This window comes from Vibrio sp. 1CM2L (genome assembly GCF_023161695.1).
GTDB classification, from domain to species: Bacteria; Pseudomonadota; Gammaproteobacteria; order Enterobacterales; family Vibrionaceae; genus Vibrio; species Vibrio coralliirubri.
Window position 1 is genome coordinate 137,955 of sequence record NZ_JALNTT010000004.1, and the last position, 14,916, is coordinate 152,870.

At 42.9% G+C, this 14,916-nt stretch carries 15 protein-coding genes; 6 read left to right on the forward strand and 9 right to left on the reverse strand.

Translation table 11 applies throughout. The annotated features are described in order from the left end of the window. Positions 1 to 98 precede the first annotated feature (98 nt). The 4 genes from rbsB (at position 99) to MSG34_RS15460 (ending at position 5,943) form a co-directional block, all read left to right on the forward strand. On the forward strand, positions 99 to 977 hold the full coding sequence (rbsB, locus tag MSG34_RS15445; protein WP_017060856.1) for a ribose ABC transporter substrate-binding protein RbsB: 879 nt from the start codon (positions 99 to 101) through the stop codon (positions 975 to 977). A 213-nt stretch (positions 978 to 1,190) separates the two neighbouring features. Next, complete coding sequence (gene rbsK / locus MSG34_RS15450; RefSeq protein ID WP_248338341.1) at positions 1,191 to 2,117, forward strand: ribokinase; 927 nt, start codon at positions 1,191 to 1,193, stop codon at positions 2,115 to 2,117. Positions 2,118 to 2,269: 152 nt separating this feature from the next. Further along, on the forward strand, positions 2,270 to 3,271 hold the full coding sequence (locus tag MSG34_RS15455) for a substrate-binding domain-containing protein (RefSeq protein WP_048613455.1): 1,002 nt from the start codon (positions 2,270 to 2,272) through the stop codon (positions 3,269 to 3,271). 212 nt (positions 3,272 to 3,483) lie between these two features. Continuing rightward, positions 3,484 to 5,943 (forward strand): CHASE3 domain-containing protein, encoded by a 2,460-nt coding sequence (locus tag MSG34_RS15460; RefSeq protein ID WP_248338343.1) that lies wholly within the window; start codon positions 3,484 to 3,486, stop codon positions 5,941 to 5,943. A gap of 86 nt (positions 5,944 to 6,029) precedes the next feature. Here MSG34_RS15460 and MSG34_RS15465 read toward each other — a convergent pair whose 3' ends face one another. After that, positions 6,030 to 6,821, reverse strand: a complete 792-nt coding sequence (locus MSG34_RS15465) for a carbon-nitrogen hydrolase family protein (protein WP_248338345.1) — start codon at positions 6,819 to 6,821, stop codon at positions 6,030 to 6,032. A gap of 133 nt (positions 6,822 to 6,954) precedes the next feature. Continuing rightward, positions 6,955 to 7,377 (reverse strand): lysozyme inhibitor LprI family protein, encoded by a 423-nt coding sequence (locus tag MSG34_RS15470; RefSeq protein ID WP_248338347.1) that lies wholly within the window; start codon positions 7,375 to 7,377, stop codon positions 6,955 to 6,957. 341 nt (positions 7,378 to 7,718) lie between these two features. Between MSG34_RS15470 and MSG34_RS15475 the strand changes: the two genes are divergently transcribed. Next, the gene (locus tag MSG34_RS15475; protein WP_248338349.1) at positions 7,719 to 9,290 is read left to right on the forward strand and encodes an EAL domain-containing protein; all 1,572 of its coding nucleotides are present in this window, start codon (positions 7,719 to 7,721) and stop codon (positions 9,288 to 9,290) included. A 96-nt stretch (positions 9,291 to 9,386) separates the two neighbouring features. After that, positions 9,387 to 9,785, forward strand: coding sequence for a hypothetical protein (locus tag MSG34_RS15480; protein ID WP_048613463.1), 399 nt, complete (start codon positions 9,387 to 9,389; stop codon positions 9,783 to 9,785). 65 nt (positions 9,786 to 9,850) lie between these two features. Here the strand turns inward: MSG34_RS15480 and MSG34_RS15485 are convergent, their stop codons facing one another. The 7 genes from MSG34_RS15485 to MSG34_RS15535 all read right to left on the reverse strand — a co-directional run bounded on the left by MSG34_RS15485 (position 9,851) and on the right by MSG34_RS15535 (position 14,885). Next, positions 9,851 to 10,369, reverse strand: coding sequence for a GNAT family N-acetyltransferase (locus tag MSG34_RS15485; RefSeq protein ID WP_248338351.1), 519 nt, complete (start codon positions 10,367 to 10,369; stop codon positions 9,851 to 9,853). Between the two features lie 153 nt (positions 10,370 to 10,522). Beyond that, positions 10,523 to 11,056: a hypothetical protein gene (locus MSG34_RS15490; RefSeq protein WP_248338353.1), complete on the reverse strand. Its 534-nt coding sequence runs from the start codon at positions 11,054 to 11,056 to the stop codon at positions 10,523 to 10,525. Between the two features lie 182 nt (positions 11,057 to 11,238). After that, positions 11,239 to 11,553 carry a N(4)-acetylcytidine aminohydrolase gene (yqfB, locus tag MSG34_RS15500; protein WP_248338355.1) on the reverse strand — a complete coding sequence of 105 codons (315 nt, stop codon included), beginning with the start codon at positions 11,551 to 11,553 and terminating at the stop codon, positions 11,239 to 11,241. Positions 11,554 to 11,715: 162 nt separating this feature from the next. Further along, positions 11,716 to 12,357, reverse strand: coding sequence for a potassium channel family protein (locus MSG34_RS24260; RefSeq protein ID WP_248338357.1), 642 nt, complete (start codon positions 12,355 to 12,357; stop codon positions 11,716 to 11,718). 143 nt (positions 12,358 to 12,500) lie between these two features. Further along, positions 12,501 to 13,298, reverse strand: a complete 798-nt coding sequence (locus MSG34_RS15520; RefSeq protein ID WP_248338362.1) for a hypothetical protein — start codon at positions 13,296 to 13,298, stop codon at positions 12,501 to 12,503. Positions 13,299 to 13,453: 155 nt separating this feature from the next. Next, positions 13,454 to 14,266: a DUF2971 domain-containing protein gene (locus MSG34_RS15525; RefSeq protein ID WP_248338364.1), complete on the reverse strand. Its 813-nt coding sequence runs from the start codon at positions 14,264 to 14,266 to the stop codon at positions 13,454 to 13,456. A 142-nt stretch (positions 14,267 to 14,408) separates the two neighbouring features. Beyond that, positions 14,409 to 14,885, reverse strand: a complete 477-nt coding sequence (locus MSG34_RS15535) for a DUF6367 family protein (RefSeq protein WP_248338366.1) — start codon at positions 14,883 to 14,885, stop codon at positions 14,409 to 14,411. Between the last annotated feature and the right edge of the window lie 31 nt (positions 14,886 to 14,916).

Below are 14,916 nucleotides of genomic sequence, written 5' to 3' on the forward strand. Positions count from 1 at the left end.
TAACACCCTGTTTTACCTTAAAATATTAGAATCTATAAATAATGTAACTACGAGCTAGGACTCACCTCCTAGCTCACCCTACACAAAGGACTTACACCATGAAAAAATTAGCGACTCTTATTTCTGCTGCTCTTCTTTCTACAACGGTATCTGTGTCTGCACAGGCGCAAGATACAATGGCAATCGTTCTGTCTACATTGAACAACCCATTCTTCGTAACCATGAAAGATGGCGCAGAAGCGAAAGCGGAAGAGCTAGGCTACAAGCTTATCGTTCTTGATTCTCAAAACGACCCAAGTAAAGAGCTGTCGAACATTGAAGATCTAACCATTCGTGGTGTTAAGGCAATCCTGATCAACCCAACCGATTCAGACGCCGTGTCTAACGCGATTCGCATGGCTAACCGTTCAAACATCCCAGTACTAACACTAGACCGTGGTGCAAGCCGTGGTGACGTAGTAAGCCACATCGCTTCTGATAACGTAATCGGTGGTGAAATGGCAGGTCACTTCATCATGGAAAAAGTGGGCGAAAAAGCGAAAGTAATCCAACTTGAAGGTATCGCTGGTACTTCTGCTGCTCGTGAACGTGGTGAAGGCTTCATGAACGCAGTAAACGGCAGCGACCTTGAGCTTCTTGCAAGCCAACCTGCTGATTTCGACCGTACTAAAGGTCTGAACGTAATGGAAAACTTGCTTGCGGCTAACCCAGACGTACAAGCAGTATTCGCTCAAAACGATGAAATGGCACTAGGTGCACTTCGCGCAGTTCAAGCTTCAGGTAAAGAAGTAATGATTGTTGGCTTTGATGGCACAGACGACGGCATCGCTGCTGTTAACCGTGGCCTACTTGGCGCAACGGTTGCACAACAGCCTGACCTAATCGGTTCTCTAGGTATCGAAATGGCAGACAAAGTACTGAAAGGCGAAACAGTAGACGAGTACGTACCAGTACCTCTAAAAATCATCGCTAAGTAATCGTTACTAGATAACGCGATATAAAGCAGGGGTCCCCTATCCCCTGCTTTGCTTAGCTCATTAGCTCACTGACTCAAAACAAAAAACAAAACCCGACAGTGCATCGCTGTTTCTCATAAGCCGCTAACAAGGCTAGCAATCAACGTAATGTGAATTAACGTAATGAGAAAGACCCATGCATTTTCAAATACGATATATCATAAGGCTCGTATCATGACTCAACTGATTGTTTTAGGTAGCGTTAACGCTGACCACGTACTACAAGTTCCTTCGTTCCCTCGTCCGGGTGAAACCTTGATTGGCGGTAACTATCAGGTCATTCCTGGCGGCAAAGGCGCAAACCAAGCCGTAGCAGCAGCAAGATTAAACGCAGACATTGGCTTCATCGCCTGTGTTGGTGACGACCCATTTGGCATCAACATTCGTCAAGATTTTGCTAAAGATGGTATCAACATCGACGGCGTGATCGTTGCAGACAACACGCCGACAGGCATCGCGATGATCCAGGTATCTGCTACGGGCGAAAACAGCATTTGCCTTTCAGCAGAAGCCAACAACAAGCTGACTTGCGATCAAATCGAACCGCACCTAGAGAAGATTCGCTGCGCTAAATACCTGCTGACTCAACTTGAAACACCGATTGAAGGCATTGAATACGCTGCGAAAGTAGCAAAAGAGAGTGGCACGCAAGTGATTCTAAACCCAGCTCCTGCTCGCCCATTATCAGATTTGCTGCTTGCTTGTGTTGACGTGATTACACCCAACGAAACTGAAGCAGAAGTGCTGACAGGCATTACCGTGACGGACAACGAATCAGCTCATCAGGCTGCGTTGGCTCTGCATGCGAAAGGCATCGAGACCGTAATGATCACACTTGGTGCAAAGGGTGTATGGGTAAGTAAAAACGGTGAAGGTGAATTAATCGCAGGTTTCCGTGTTGAAGCTACAGATACAACTGCCGCAGGCGACACCTTTAACGGCGCGTTGGTGACAGGCTTGCTTGAAGATATGCCGCTAGAGCGTGCGATTAAATTTGCCCACGCTGCTGCTGCTATCTCCGTGACTCGCTTTGGTGCTCAAACATCGATTCCAAGCCGTGCTGAAACTGATGCGTTCTTGGCAGAGCGACTGTCTGCTTAGTTTGATACCTATTTGAAGGCTTAACTCCTGAGCTAAACCGTGGTTAACGGATGTTAGCCTTCAAATTCGGTAACAACAAATAGCAAGCATAAGCCCCTGTTTTCAGGCAGAATATCGCCCAACGTGGAAGGTTATTCCCACAAGGATTTTTTATGGCAACAATGAAAGACATCGCACGGCTCGCAAAGGTTTCGACTTCTACCGTGAGCCACGTGATCAACAAATCACGCTTTGTCAGTGAAGAGATTGCTGAGCGTGTTAACAGTGCGGCTAAAGAACTCAACTATGCGCCTTCTGCATTGGCTCGCAGCTTGAAAATGAAGCAAACCAAAACCTTGGGAATGCTAGTGACTACATCCACTAACCCATTCTTTGGCGAAGTGGTAAAGGGTGTGGAACGTCGTTGCTACGAAAAAGGCTACAACCTTATCTTGTGTAACACCGAAGGCGACAGCGAACGCATGAAATCCTCTATCGATACCTTGCTGCAAAAGCGTGTCGATGGCTTGATGCTGATGTGTTCTACCCTTGAAGGCGAACATATCGATGTATTCGAGCGCTACCCAGAACTGCCTGTTGTAGTAATGGATTGGGGCCCAATGTTGTTTGCGAGCGATAAGATTCAAGACAACTCGCACCAAGGTGGCTACATGGCAACTAAGCACCTGATTGATAACGGCCATTCTCAAATTGGTTGTATCACAGGGCCACTGCACCGCAATCAAGCTTCGTCTCGTTATCAAGGCTTCAAGCAAGCAATGGAAGAAGCCAATTTAGAGATCAACCCTAAGTGGATTGTTGAATCCAACTTTGAATGTGACGGTGGTTTTGACTCTTATCAGACATTGAAAACTCGTGGCGAAATGCCGTCTGCCTTGTTCGTCAGTAACGATATGATGGCGATGGGCGTGATTCACGCTGCGGCGCAAGATGGCACATCGATTCCGAATGATCTGTCTATCATTGGCTACGATGACATCCACCTGTCGAAGTACATGACACCCGCGTTAAGCACTGTCCACCAGCCAAAACATCGTTTAGGTAAAGCCGCAGTGGATACGCTTTTGAGCAGATTACAAACTCCAGATGCTTATCCGCAAGTCGTTGAACTTGAACCTACTCTTGTTGAACGAAGCAGCGTAAAAGCGCTTTAATACTCATCACACCGTTGAAAGCTAGCTTATTGAGCTAGCTTTTTTGTCTTTGAAACATAATAACGCCGCTTAATCGCCCCTAAAATGCCGTTAATATGCGAAACTTACACGCTAAAGTATGTATTTACGCACTCAGCAACTATTTGCGCACTTAACGACTGATTATCATCTACACTAACAGTGAATAACAACGACATGGAGAGCGCTGTTTTATGATCGCGGGTTGGTTTGACAATATATCCCTACAGAAAAAGCTATTAGTCAGCTTTTTGATTCCTATCGCTTTGATGCTTATCGTGGCTTTTTCTGTCCATGAAAACACCCGAACGGTTGTAAAAGACAATAGTTGGGTTGTACACACACATAAAGCCATCGCTCGGGCTCAAGAACTTCTCAGCTTAACAGTCGACATAGAAACGGCTGAACGTGGTTACTTGATCACGGGTGATCCTGTTTTTTTAGAACCCTACCATTTAGCTCTTGATGTATGGCCTCAAAAACTCCAAACCCTTGCGAATCAAGTAAGTGATAACCCACCTCAAGTAGAACGCCTATATAGAATCGATGATATTCATAAAACATGGCTGAAACAGTCTGGAGAGAAAGAGATCCATCAACGCAGCCTTGTCAATAAAGGCGAAGCTGAAATACAAAGTGTCATCGACCTCACTCAGCAGCAAACCGGAAAAAAATTGATTGATGAGATCCGCCAAGAGATTGCTCAATTCATTGAAATTGAACAACAACTTATTATTCTCAGGGTCGAAAAATCGGAGAGCTCAGCCAATCAAACCAGCTACATATTAATCCTCGGAACACTGTTTTCCGTGTTCATATCACTCCTTGTTGCTGCGTGGGCGTCAAAACGTATTAATCGAAGATTACACACCCTACTTGAGGCCACTAACCAAGTTGCCGCTGGCCATTTGGATCAAGGTGCTGCAACTCTGGAATTGAGTTCGAATATAAACACCCAAGACGAAATCGCTCATCTCAAACAAAGCTTTCAAAAAATGACAGCCAATTTGATCAGTAATGACAGTGAAATGAGAGCTAAAACTCAGGAGCTAATCGCTGAACGAACCAAAGCTGAAGCCGCAGTAAAAGCTAAGGGCGATTTTCTGTCTACTATGAGCCACGAGATCAGAACGCCAATGAACGGCGTTCTTGGAATATCTCAAATCATTGCAAGCCAGACCCAAGAACCCGAAACAAAAGAGAACATCAACATCATTCTCGATTCTGGTCACCACTTGATGACGATACTCAACGACATTCTGGACTTCTCAAAAGTCGAAGAAAACAAGCTTGAGCTAGACGTGGCTCCCTTTAACTTTGTTCAAGTCATGCAGCCTGTATGCAGCGCCCTAAAACCCTTAGCCGATGAAAAAGGCATTCGCCTGTTGATCGAAAATAACATACCGAAAAACATCCAACTCGTCGGAGACTGTGCAAGGCTACGTCAAATCATGTTCAACTTGGGCGGCAATGCGACCAAATTCACCAAAGAAGGTCATGTGTCCATTCAAGCTGACCTCAATCGCCCCAACAACCAGTTGATTCTGACCGTGACAGACACCGGGGTTGGTATCCCGAAAGATAAGCACGATCAGGTATTCAATTCGTTCGAACAAGCAGACACTTCCACAACAAGGAAGTTTGGCGGAACAGGGCTTGGCCTCGCAATCGTCAAGAACCTAGTCAACCTCATGAATGGAGAAATCACATTAACCAGTGCTGTTGGGCTTGGCACAAAATTCCAAGTCTCTCTGCCTATCACATGGCAAGAAAGCAAAGCGAAAGAGATCGCTACCCATACAGTCGATGCAGAAACTCTCAGTTATGACTCGTTAAGTATCCTGTTGGTGGAAGATAACCGTATTAATGCCATTGTTGCACAAGGCTTCTGTGAAAAACTCGGCCATCATGTTGAGCATGCGGAGAACGGTAAATTGGCGATTGAACGCCTCAAAACCACTCAATATGACCTTATCTTGATGGACAATCATATGCCTGAAATGAACGGGGTCGAGACAACAAATTACATCCGCGAAAAACTGAAACTCGATACCTTGATATTCGCTTACACGGCCGATGTATTCCGTGAAGCGCATGACAACTTTATTCATGCAGGTGTCGACCACATTCTGACCAAGCCTCTGCAGCAAGAGAGTTTCTTCGACGCCCTACAACAGTTCTCAAGTCGATTACCGAAACAAACAGCAGTCAAAGGTTCGAGTGAGAATGAAAACATTGTTGAGCTTCATCGTAAGCCTATTGAAACGTTAAGGTTAACGGAAGAAGAGATCAGCCATTCAGAAGTGATACAAATACTGAAAGATGACAAGGAAGGGTTCAGCTTACTCATCGACTCAACCATTATTGAGTTCGAACAGTCAGTTGATCGCGTCATCGAATACTATTTAGCGAAAGAATTAGAGCCACTTTGTCGCACCCTGCACTCCATTAAAGGCATGTCACTGAACTTAGGTCTTAACATGCTTTCTAAGCAGGCATTGGAGCTAGAAGTCGAAGCCAAAAATCAACAATTGCCGGATATTGAACGACTGCAAAAGCTGCTCAATCGCCTTATGGTCAATATCCATCAAGCGCAGCGGATGAAAAACGCTCATTCAGTCGAGCATCTGAATCAAATGAACGATCAAGCTTAAGAACGCTTCGTTCCCAAGCTAAAACGCAAGGCTTAATCACCTTGCGTTTTTCGATCTTATACCGCGCTAGTCTCTGTTCTAGCGATTTAACGGTTTAAGAGAGCAGCGATTTGCTGCATCTCATCTTCAACATCAACGCCATTGTATTGCGGCGCAATCGAGAGATCTTGAATACTTACGGTTTCTACCGATTGCTTGTCGTTGAGCTGAAGCATTAAGTCTCCCTTTGCTGAGTAGACTCGGCTGTTACCACAATACGTCGCGGTAAACGCATCAACTACATCCTGCCCAACCCGATTACACGTCACGACATGACACCCCTCTTCTAAAGCCCTTGTTTGAGCAATAGCAAAGCTGTGCTGCCCGCCGAAATTGGCAGGGTGAAGAATAACGTCGACCGACTGATACGCTCTAATGATCTCCGGGAACCAAATATCAAAGCAAATCGCGACACCAAACTTTAAGCCTTTGTGCTCAAACGTGAGGCGTTCCTCCCCTCTCGAGAAATACTGCTTATCGAATTTGGTTTGACTGATTTTTCTGTATTTGTGTCGTAAACCGGAAGCATCCACAACCACCACACTGTTGTAATATTGGCCGCTATCTTTCTCGGCGATGCCTGCAACAATCAAGGTGTCATGCTTCGCTGCAAGCTGCGTTAATGAATCAATCGTAATGCTGTCGGCGAAGTCTTCCGCCAATTCGTGAATTTCTTCAGCCTCATTAAAAATATACCCAGTCGTGAACAGTTCAGGCAGTAATGTAATATCCCCGACTGACGGCTCCGCTTGCAAAAGATCAGAGACCGAATCAATATTCTTTTGTTTGTTCTTGTATTCAACTTCAAGCTGAATAAGCGTGATACTGACATTATTCACAATCGATTCCTTGCTAGGTAATACTTCAAGCTGGAGACTAAGAACTAAAGAGTAAGGCAATCCCCTATCGCTTTCTTATTCGCCCGCCAAAGGTTGAAGCAGGTGCACAGTCCTGTACGCATTTCAAACCTGCCTACGGCGTTAACTTGGGCTCTGGTAAAATCGGAGGCGTGCTGTCCATATAAGTTAAGAAATTTGCCCACACTTCATGCGTGCGCTGCTTGGTTAACGTTGTCTTGCAGGAAAGCGCCATAACCCCTCGAATGGAACCATCACGCCATTGGGTGTACACCGAGTCGCAATGTGCTGTCATGTACGCCTGCCAGCTCTGCTGAGCCTTCTTAATTGACGCCACCAGCTCAGCATCGTAATCATTGTGCTCAAAGCTGGCTGCAAGGTATTTATCCAGTTCCACTTGTGCAGATTCCAACTCAATTGCCGCACAGTGATTGATCTCGATGGTATTCATCGCATTCTCGCAATCAACAACACCTTCATCGGCCAGCGCAGAGAATGAGAAGCACACCGCTATAAGTGCTGATATCAGTTTTTTCATAATCATCCTTTATGCTGCCACCACCAAAACGAATCGTGTCGTGACTTTATTTAAACGTGGCTCAATATTTAGCTCATTCAACTCATTCAGCCAGACCAAATAACAATAAAATTTATCAGGATATAAGCATTTGTTATCCGCATGAATCATCAAAAATGACGCCTCGCCAACTCAAATAAACGAGATAACGCTCAGATTTTGCTGGTAAAACTAGAAAACATATTATTTATATCAATAATTCGTGCCTGCATTCACACTATTAATTATTTATATTGCTACCTAAACGCTAACTTTATAAATTAAATCGAATGCTCACATAAATCGGTAACGCTTCTCCAACTATGGATATCAAGTACCAAAACATTGCCAAGACTTCATTTTACTTTGCCATCTCTTTCTTTTTTTCCATGGCAATGCTCATTCCTTTTACACCGCATCACTACCAAACATTAACCGAAGACACATCAAGGTTAGTCGAAACCAGGTTAGAAGGGATCCAATCAAGGTTCGACCGTTTTTTATCTGAAGTTAGACCTGAACAGTCTTGCGACGCGATCGTTAGACAGCTTCGACAAAACGTTTTTGAAGCCGATTGGGTAAAAGAAGCAGCGGTATTCAATAAACAGAACCGATTTTACTGTTCAACCACCGATGGTGACGTTTCATTTCGCCTATACAGCACCATTAGGCAGCGACTCAATGACGACCCGAATTTAACGACCCTGTCGTATTCCAACTCGGCCATCACGCAAGTTCAGTCCATCATGCTCATTTTCTCGAACAAAGAAGATGCCGGAGTGAGCCTGATGATTCCGCCACACTTCATCTATGACCTTGTTGAAACAAGCCTGAGCAGCCATGGAATACAGGCCAAAGTTGAAGTGATCAAAAGAGATATCCACCCTACCGATATTGACTCATCAATCGCCAAGGTGCGGATACAATCAAACACCTACCCATTGACCATCACCTCATACATTGGGTATCAGTTTTATCTTCACTTCATGTTGAGCTATTTATGGTTTGGCTTTTTGATGGCCGGAATCACCACCATTATTCTCCTTTCCATCAAACATAAAAAGCAGAGCCAACGCAGCTTAGAATATTCGCTTTCAAGTGCGCTAAAAAACCAGCACCTTCATGTTCACATGCAGCCTATCGTTAACCAAAACACCAACGAGATCGTCGGCTGTGAGTCACTATTACGATGGAACGACCCAATTGAAGGTAACGTCTCCCCTGCTATTTTCATTCCGCTTGCTGAAAGCTTAGGCTTGATTGAGGAGCTCACCTACTTCGTGCTGCGCAAAGTGTTAATGACGTTGAAAAGCAATCAAGACGTGTTCGAATCGAAGTACATCAGCGTCAACATCAGCCGCAACGTTGTGTCCAACAGTAACTTCTCTAACAAGGTGATCAGCATCTTTAAAAGACACCCTGAGATCCTCAAGCAGGTGGTGTTTGAAGTAACCGAAGATGGTGAATGTTCTGATGCCGACATGGTCAAAATTAGAGACAACCTAACCAAGCTATCAAACATGGGCGTAAGAGTTGCGATTGATGATTTTGGTACAGGCTACGCAGGGTTAGATTTCGTAAGGCAGTTCCCGTTTAGCATTCTCAAGATTGATCGCGTGTTCGTGAAAAACATATCCGACGAATCCAGCTTTGGTCTCCCTTTGCTAGAATCCATGCTTCAACTATCACGTACCTTAGGCATGCAAGTCATCGTCGAAGGTGTCGAGTATGAGTCACAGGTGAAAATCTTATCTAAGCTAGGTGTCGACTATATCCAAGGCTTCTATTTTTATAAGCCGATGCCGATAAACCTGACTATCAGCTTACTCAAGCAGCAGCATTTTGAGTCCGACAACGTTGAGGAACAAACCAACCAGACATTTCCTGTTACATAAGCCACTGAAAAACTGCGAAAGAAAACGCGAAGGCTATGGGTCTCCTTTGATGAACATTTAAATCATCGCATCATTGAATGCATAACAAGGGATATCATGGAAAAGACACTGCAAACCAAACTGGCGACTAGCCTACTACTGCTGAGAATCGGCATTTTTATCGTCTTCTTGTTCTGGGGCTTGGATAAGATCCTTGTCCCTGAGCACGCGACAAAAGTACTGTCCGGCTTTTACGGCATCGACATCTCGAACAATGCGATGATGGCTCTAGGTGTCGCGCAGCTCGGATTTTTGGGGGCATTCGTCGTCGGCATGTGGAAGAAGTACACCTACGGAGCCATTTTAGTCCTTCATGCAGGCTCAACCTTTTCCTCTTTTGGAAAATACATGGACCCGTTCAACAACCTTCTATTTTTCGCCTCTTGGCCAATGCTCGCAGCGTGTGTCGCAATCTTCTTACTTCGCGACTACGACACTTATAGCGTTTCCAACTAACACAAAGGGCGCCTGTAAATGGCGCCCTGTTTGGTTGGGTTGATTCTTAAACGTTTGTTATACCGCTACTCGCAGCGAATCCAATACCTTGCCAACAGGTTAGGAAAGACCTTGCCCATTACTATATTTTCAAGCTCTCCCCCATTGGCTTCGATAACTTTACGTGAGGCATAATTATCTTCATCGACGGTAACCAAAGCCCGATTTATTCCAAGCGCTTTCGCTTCGATCAGCGCAAGTTTAAGTATTTGCTTTCCATAGCCTCGACCGCGAAATGAAGGCGCAATATCATAGCCAATATGACCTGCTTCCAACGACAAAAACTCATTCTCGATGTTATGACGAACTCTTATAGCACCGATAATATTGCCGTGAGAATCTACTAGCCAGAAATGACTACATGGAACATAGCCCTCTCTGAGATTAATACCCTTTGATTCATCACTCAGACGTTGAACATAAGATGAAAAACTAGTTTCGCATTCACTGTAATACTCTGAATTATCAACGTCTTTGTCAGCAAAATCTCTATACATAGCCAGAAAAGCTGATTCTAGTTCTAGTGACGGTGAAACTAACTCCATGTTAATTTTTCTCCTTGCGGTATAACGCCACGTTAAGTAGTGAGCAACTCTACCACCAAACTAAGCATTACCACCATAAACACAAAGCCCAACGATTAAAACTGAAAATGCTAAGCGTAGCGAATCACCCTTAAATGCTTTGTTATGTGAAATCTACCAACGTTCGATGATTCTGATTAATTGTTCTTCTGCTGCTTCAAGCTTCGCTTTATCGTCAGGCCAAACCACACCATTATCACGAAACTTATAACTAGGTATCAATAAACTCTGCCGAATACTAAGAAGTTCGTTTCGATAGATTGACGACCTTGATACCACTGCCAAGTTAACTAAAAGCCTTTCAAATGACTTGTACAGTTCTTTTCGTTTTTCGGTAGGTAAAGACGAGGTCACAGGTAAAAGCTCAACGCATAATACAGCTAAGACTTCTTGGCTCTCGATCAATCTAGATATGCTGGACTGCCCCTTAGATTGTTCTTTCCAAGCACTTAACGCAAGATAACCGACATACGCAGCACATACAGTACCTAGCCCTGCCAATATTGTTCCGATATCAACTAGCCAGCCGAATGCGTGTGCTATAAATTCAGTTGAAGCTGAGTATTTACCTAATAACCAACCAAAAGCGACTAAGCACAGAGCTGCAGCTATTGAGCCTATCATCGTAAAACTAAACCGATACTTCACTACTAAGTAATTCCTCTATTCACATAACGCCCTGTTAAGGTGTGAGCAACGCAATACCGATGCCGCCGCATACCACCTTACACACTAAAACCAACGCATAGTAAAAATGCCACGCGTTGCGAATCCATCTTGAACAGTTTGTTATATGCGTGGTTCAAGGGATTTCATAACTTGCAGACTTGTTAATCAACGACTTTGAAGCTAATAAAACACAAGCTCTTTTCTGTTGGGTATATCTTTCGCAAAATCCACTTGAGCATGAACACAAATGGAAGGTTTTCTGCTTTTGCATGCTTTCTATTGAGCTCATCAAAGTTTACATGTTCAACACCGACAATTTCTAGTCTACAGATTGTTCGCCCATCTTCGTGAGTAAGTGCTTCAACAACCTGCCCTGGGTAATAATGGCTTTCAGGTTTATCCCTAATCGTTGCAGTCTTTTTACCAGAAAGAATCTGGCGCTCTAGCCTTGTGAAAAATGTAATTTTATCCACCATTGAACACCTGCTTCCTTACAGATTCTTCCAAGCATATAACGCCCTGTTAAGGTGTGAGCAATGCAATACCTAAGCCGCCGCATACCACCTTAATCACTTAAACCAACGCATAGTGAAAATGCCACGCGTTGCGAATCACTCTTAAACAGTTTGTTAGACCAACTATGCACTACCACTTGCTTCAATTCCACGACCAGTATAAACAGCAAAACTAACAACTATCAGTGTAAACCCGCACAAAACTTCATAAACTGATAAAAATTGAGGGAAAGCATGACTAGGAGATATATCACCATAGCCTAAAGTAGTAATTGTAACGCCACTAAAGTACAGGGCATCTATATAGGAGTTTATTTTATCGTCAAAATAGCATGGTGGTAAAAGCATATAGATACTAGAAAAATTAATTATCAGCTCAATGTAGCTTTTAACCGCCAATTGAATACGTTCTCCATATTTCAAATCACTTCTGCTAGGTTCACCGTTGAGTTTTTCTATAGCATCGCGGTAAAAAGCATAAATAATTTCATTCGCGCGAGATAGTGGATAGACCCACACAATAAACATAGCAAGCCAAAAGAAGGTGTCACCTAGTTCAGACTTATAAACATCTGTCGGAGGATAAAAATACAGACCCAAAGCAATTAAAGAGGCGATGAGTAAGTAAATTGAGTTAAATTTTTTGATCAACGGACTTATGTTTTTATTTTCACTTCCGTACTTAGATTTTTTGTAGTCTGCGAAAAAATATGTAGGAGAAAGTAAGAACTCCATTGTACCTGTAACTATTATTTTAAGATTCACAATATCCTCGAAATATTTCGTTGGTCTAACGCCCTGTTAAGGTGTGAGCAACGCAATACCGATGTTGCTGCATACCACCTTAATCACTAAACACAACGCATAGCAAAAATGCCACGCGTTGCGAATCACTCTTAAACAGTTTGTTAGAATTTTACTACTCTCTCGAAAGAATCTATATCACCTACTTTGAATTTTTCAAAATCACGAATATTGACATTAGGTGTCGTAGTTAGAGTCCAATAATAGTAACAAAGTAACCACTGATATTTTTCTTTTACTCTTTGGTTGGACTCATACTTATAGGTTTTATATATATCCTTCATTTCAAGTTTTACTTCGCGCTGGTTATTTCCCTGATCATTTATCAGTTGAGGTGCGAAGTGAAGCATATACTCACATCCATCCTTTACAATCAAGTTTAAAGTAAGACCTTTTGCATCTTGAACGACATTTTCGTCAATTAGGATTCGTGGAGTAACAGCTTTTTCAGACTCAAGTTTATACGCCCTCTCCAAGGCTTTAGATGATAGAAACGAAAACTTATGATTTGAGTTATTTTTTTCTACGTGCTCACCCTGAGATATTCCACCTCGCACAAATAAACCTTCAAAACTAAGTTGGGCAGCTAGCACTCTACAGAAAAACAGGACATTATATAAAGCATCAACTTCATTTATTTTTTTAGGATGTGTTACCACGATGCTATCCGAGAAAAATTTCACTCCCAATTCACTTGTGTTGACGAACCCCATTCGAGAGACCATTTCCAGCATTTCCATTGATACAGAAAGAGCTCTCTCGAACCGACCATGTAAATTAAATGACTCGTTAAAAAACTCATCTGATTTGTTCTTATAACCAAGTATATCCAAGAATGCACAATAATATTCTTCGCATTCTAGAGTAAACTTATCAATATTATTCCAACTATCTAATGCCATTTGATCACCTAAGTATATTAAAATTCTAACGCCGCGTTAAGTGGTGAGCAACGCGACCACCAAACCTAAACCATTGTGCCGTAACCACTAAAGTTGAATCAAACCGAAAATGCCAAGCGTTGGGAATCAGTCTTAAACGCTTTGTTAGTTGCGTTCTAAATTTTGTGGTCAGAAACTTCTAAGTTCCAAGTCCCTTCCTTGCGACGTACTAATTGAACATTTACACCACTTGATTGCCAAGCTTTGCGGGTATTAAAGTAATCATCTTCACTCATACCCAAACGGGTAACATTGCTGTAGGTAGAGCAACCTAAATATGCCTCAACTATTGATTCTTTGGGAATTGATAAGCAATACAGTGGACGCCCCATAATTGTTACTTGACTCCATTTTCCTGCTTCATTCACAAACTCACATGCTGAGTAACGAGATTTCTGAGAGCCATTAATACTTTTTACAACTCTCACCTCCTCTTCGTACCCCCATGTTAGATCTTTCATGAGAAATGCGTTCTTAAACAGATCGTAATTATGATGTCTGAAACACTTATATTCTGTACCTACAGACATTAGTGATTCAGCACTTGAGGTCGGGAGCATATTTTGTGGCATGGTTGATGTGTAAACTATCTCACCATATTGGGCAGGAATTACACATGAGCATTCATCTAGCAAATTGGCCTTACTCATATCAATGCCAATAACGACACCTCTATGGTCATCACCATAATGTGACCACATCAGAGGATTTAGCGGGTTGCGCGTAAGAGACAACACCCCATAATTACGACTTAGGCGCTCGCGGTGTGGATTTTTCTGTGGCTTACGACTCAATGTATCTGATTCTTCAAAACAGATAGCTGTTCCTTCAAATGGATCATTAAGGTCTTCTAAACAAGAAAAGCCTATTGAGCTATTCTTCATTACCTTCGAAGCAGACTGAAATGACATATATTTATAAAGAATCATGATTAACCTATTTCCTCGAAGCAACTAACGCCCTGTTAAGGTGTGAGCAACGCAATACCGAAGCTCCCGCATACCACCTTAAACACTAAACGCAACGCATAGTAAAAATGCCACGCGTTGCGAATCACTCTTAAACAGTTTGTTAGCCATCAATAATGACCGTTAATATATTACTTTCCGATTGGAGCACGACAATAATTCTATGTTTATGGACATACGTTGAAAATCTGTCATGATCACTGTGGAACTTGTACCAGATCCCACCGCTAATGGCTGTGATAAACTCTAAAGATGAAACTGGAACAGATAACGCGTCCGCAGCTAACTTTTTCGCTTTTACAATACTCTTCTCATTATTAGGGAAGTTATGCTTGTCATGTCTTGTGCCGTCATCGTTCCAAGAGTACTCCCCCTTGATTCCTTTTTTTGATATATGCACATGTTTACGATGGTAGTCTTTGTCACCGTGCCTTGAATCAACTCTGACAGACCAACCTTTATGATTTGCAATTTGGGCGTGCAAAACTGAAAGCTCACTAAATCTATTCGGACCAGCGCCAATAATAATTTCCCAATTGTCACCTCTAGCTGCACCGACGTGCAATACTATGTTTTCCATAATTTCCTCTGTATTTGAACTTGATGGCTAA

What these genes read in the sequence shown, in the direction of transcription:
- rbsB (WP_017060856.1), top strand. Translation starts at nt 99, where the DNA reads ATGAAAAAATTAGCGACTCTTATTTCTGCTGCTCTTCTTTCTACAACG.
- rbsK (WP_248338341.1), top strand. Translation starts at nt 1,191, where the DNA reads ATGACTCAACTGATTGTTTTAGGTAGCGTTAACGCTGACCACGTACTA.
- MSG34_RS15455 (WP_048613455.1), top strand. Translation starts at nt 2,270, where the DNA reads ATGGCAACAATGAAAGACATCGCACGGCTCGCAAAGGTTTCGACTTCT.
- MSG34_RS15460 (WP_248338343.1), top strand. Translation starts at nt 3,484, where the DNA reads ATGATCGCGGGTTGGTTTGACAATATATCCCTACAGAAAAAGCTATTA.
- MSG34_RS15470 (WP_248338347.1), bottom strand. Translation starts at nt 7,377, where the DNA reads ATGAAAAAACTGATATCAGCACTTATAGCGGTGTGCTTCTCATTCTCT.
- MSG34_RS15475 (WP_248338349.1), top strand. Translation starts at nt 7,719, where the DNA reads ATGGATATCAAGTACCAAAACATTGCCAAGACTTCATTTTACTTTGCC.
- MSG34_RS15480 (WP_048613463.1), top strand. Translation starts at nt 9,387, where the DNA reads ATGGAAAAGACACTGCAAACCAAACTGGCGACTAGCCTACTACTGCTG.
- MSG34_RS15485 (WP_248338351.1), bottom strand. Translation starts at nt 10,369, where the DNA reads ATGGAGTTAGTTTCACCGTCACTAGAACTAGAATCAGCTTTTCTGGCT.
- yqfB (WP_248338355.1), bottom strand. Translation starts at nt 11,553, where the DNA reads ATGGTGGATAAAATTACATTTTTCACAAGGCTAGAGCGCCAGATTCTT.
- MSG34_RS15520 (WP_248338362.1), bottom strand. Translation starts at nt 13,298, where the DNA reads ATGGCATTAGATAGTTGGAATAATATTGATAAGTTTACTCTAGAATGC.
- MSG34_RS15525 (WP_248338364.1), bottom strand. Translation starts at nt 14,266, where the DNA reads ATGATTCTTTATAAATATATGTCATTTCAGTCTGCTTCGAAGGTAATG.
- MSG34_RS15535 (WP_248338366.1), bottom strand. Translation starts at nt 14,885, where the DNA reads ATGGAAAACATAGTATTGCACGTCGGTGCAGCTAGAGGTGACAATTGG.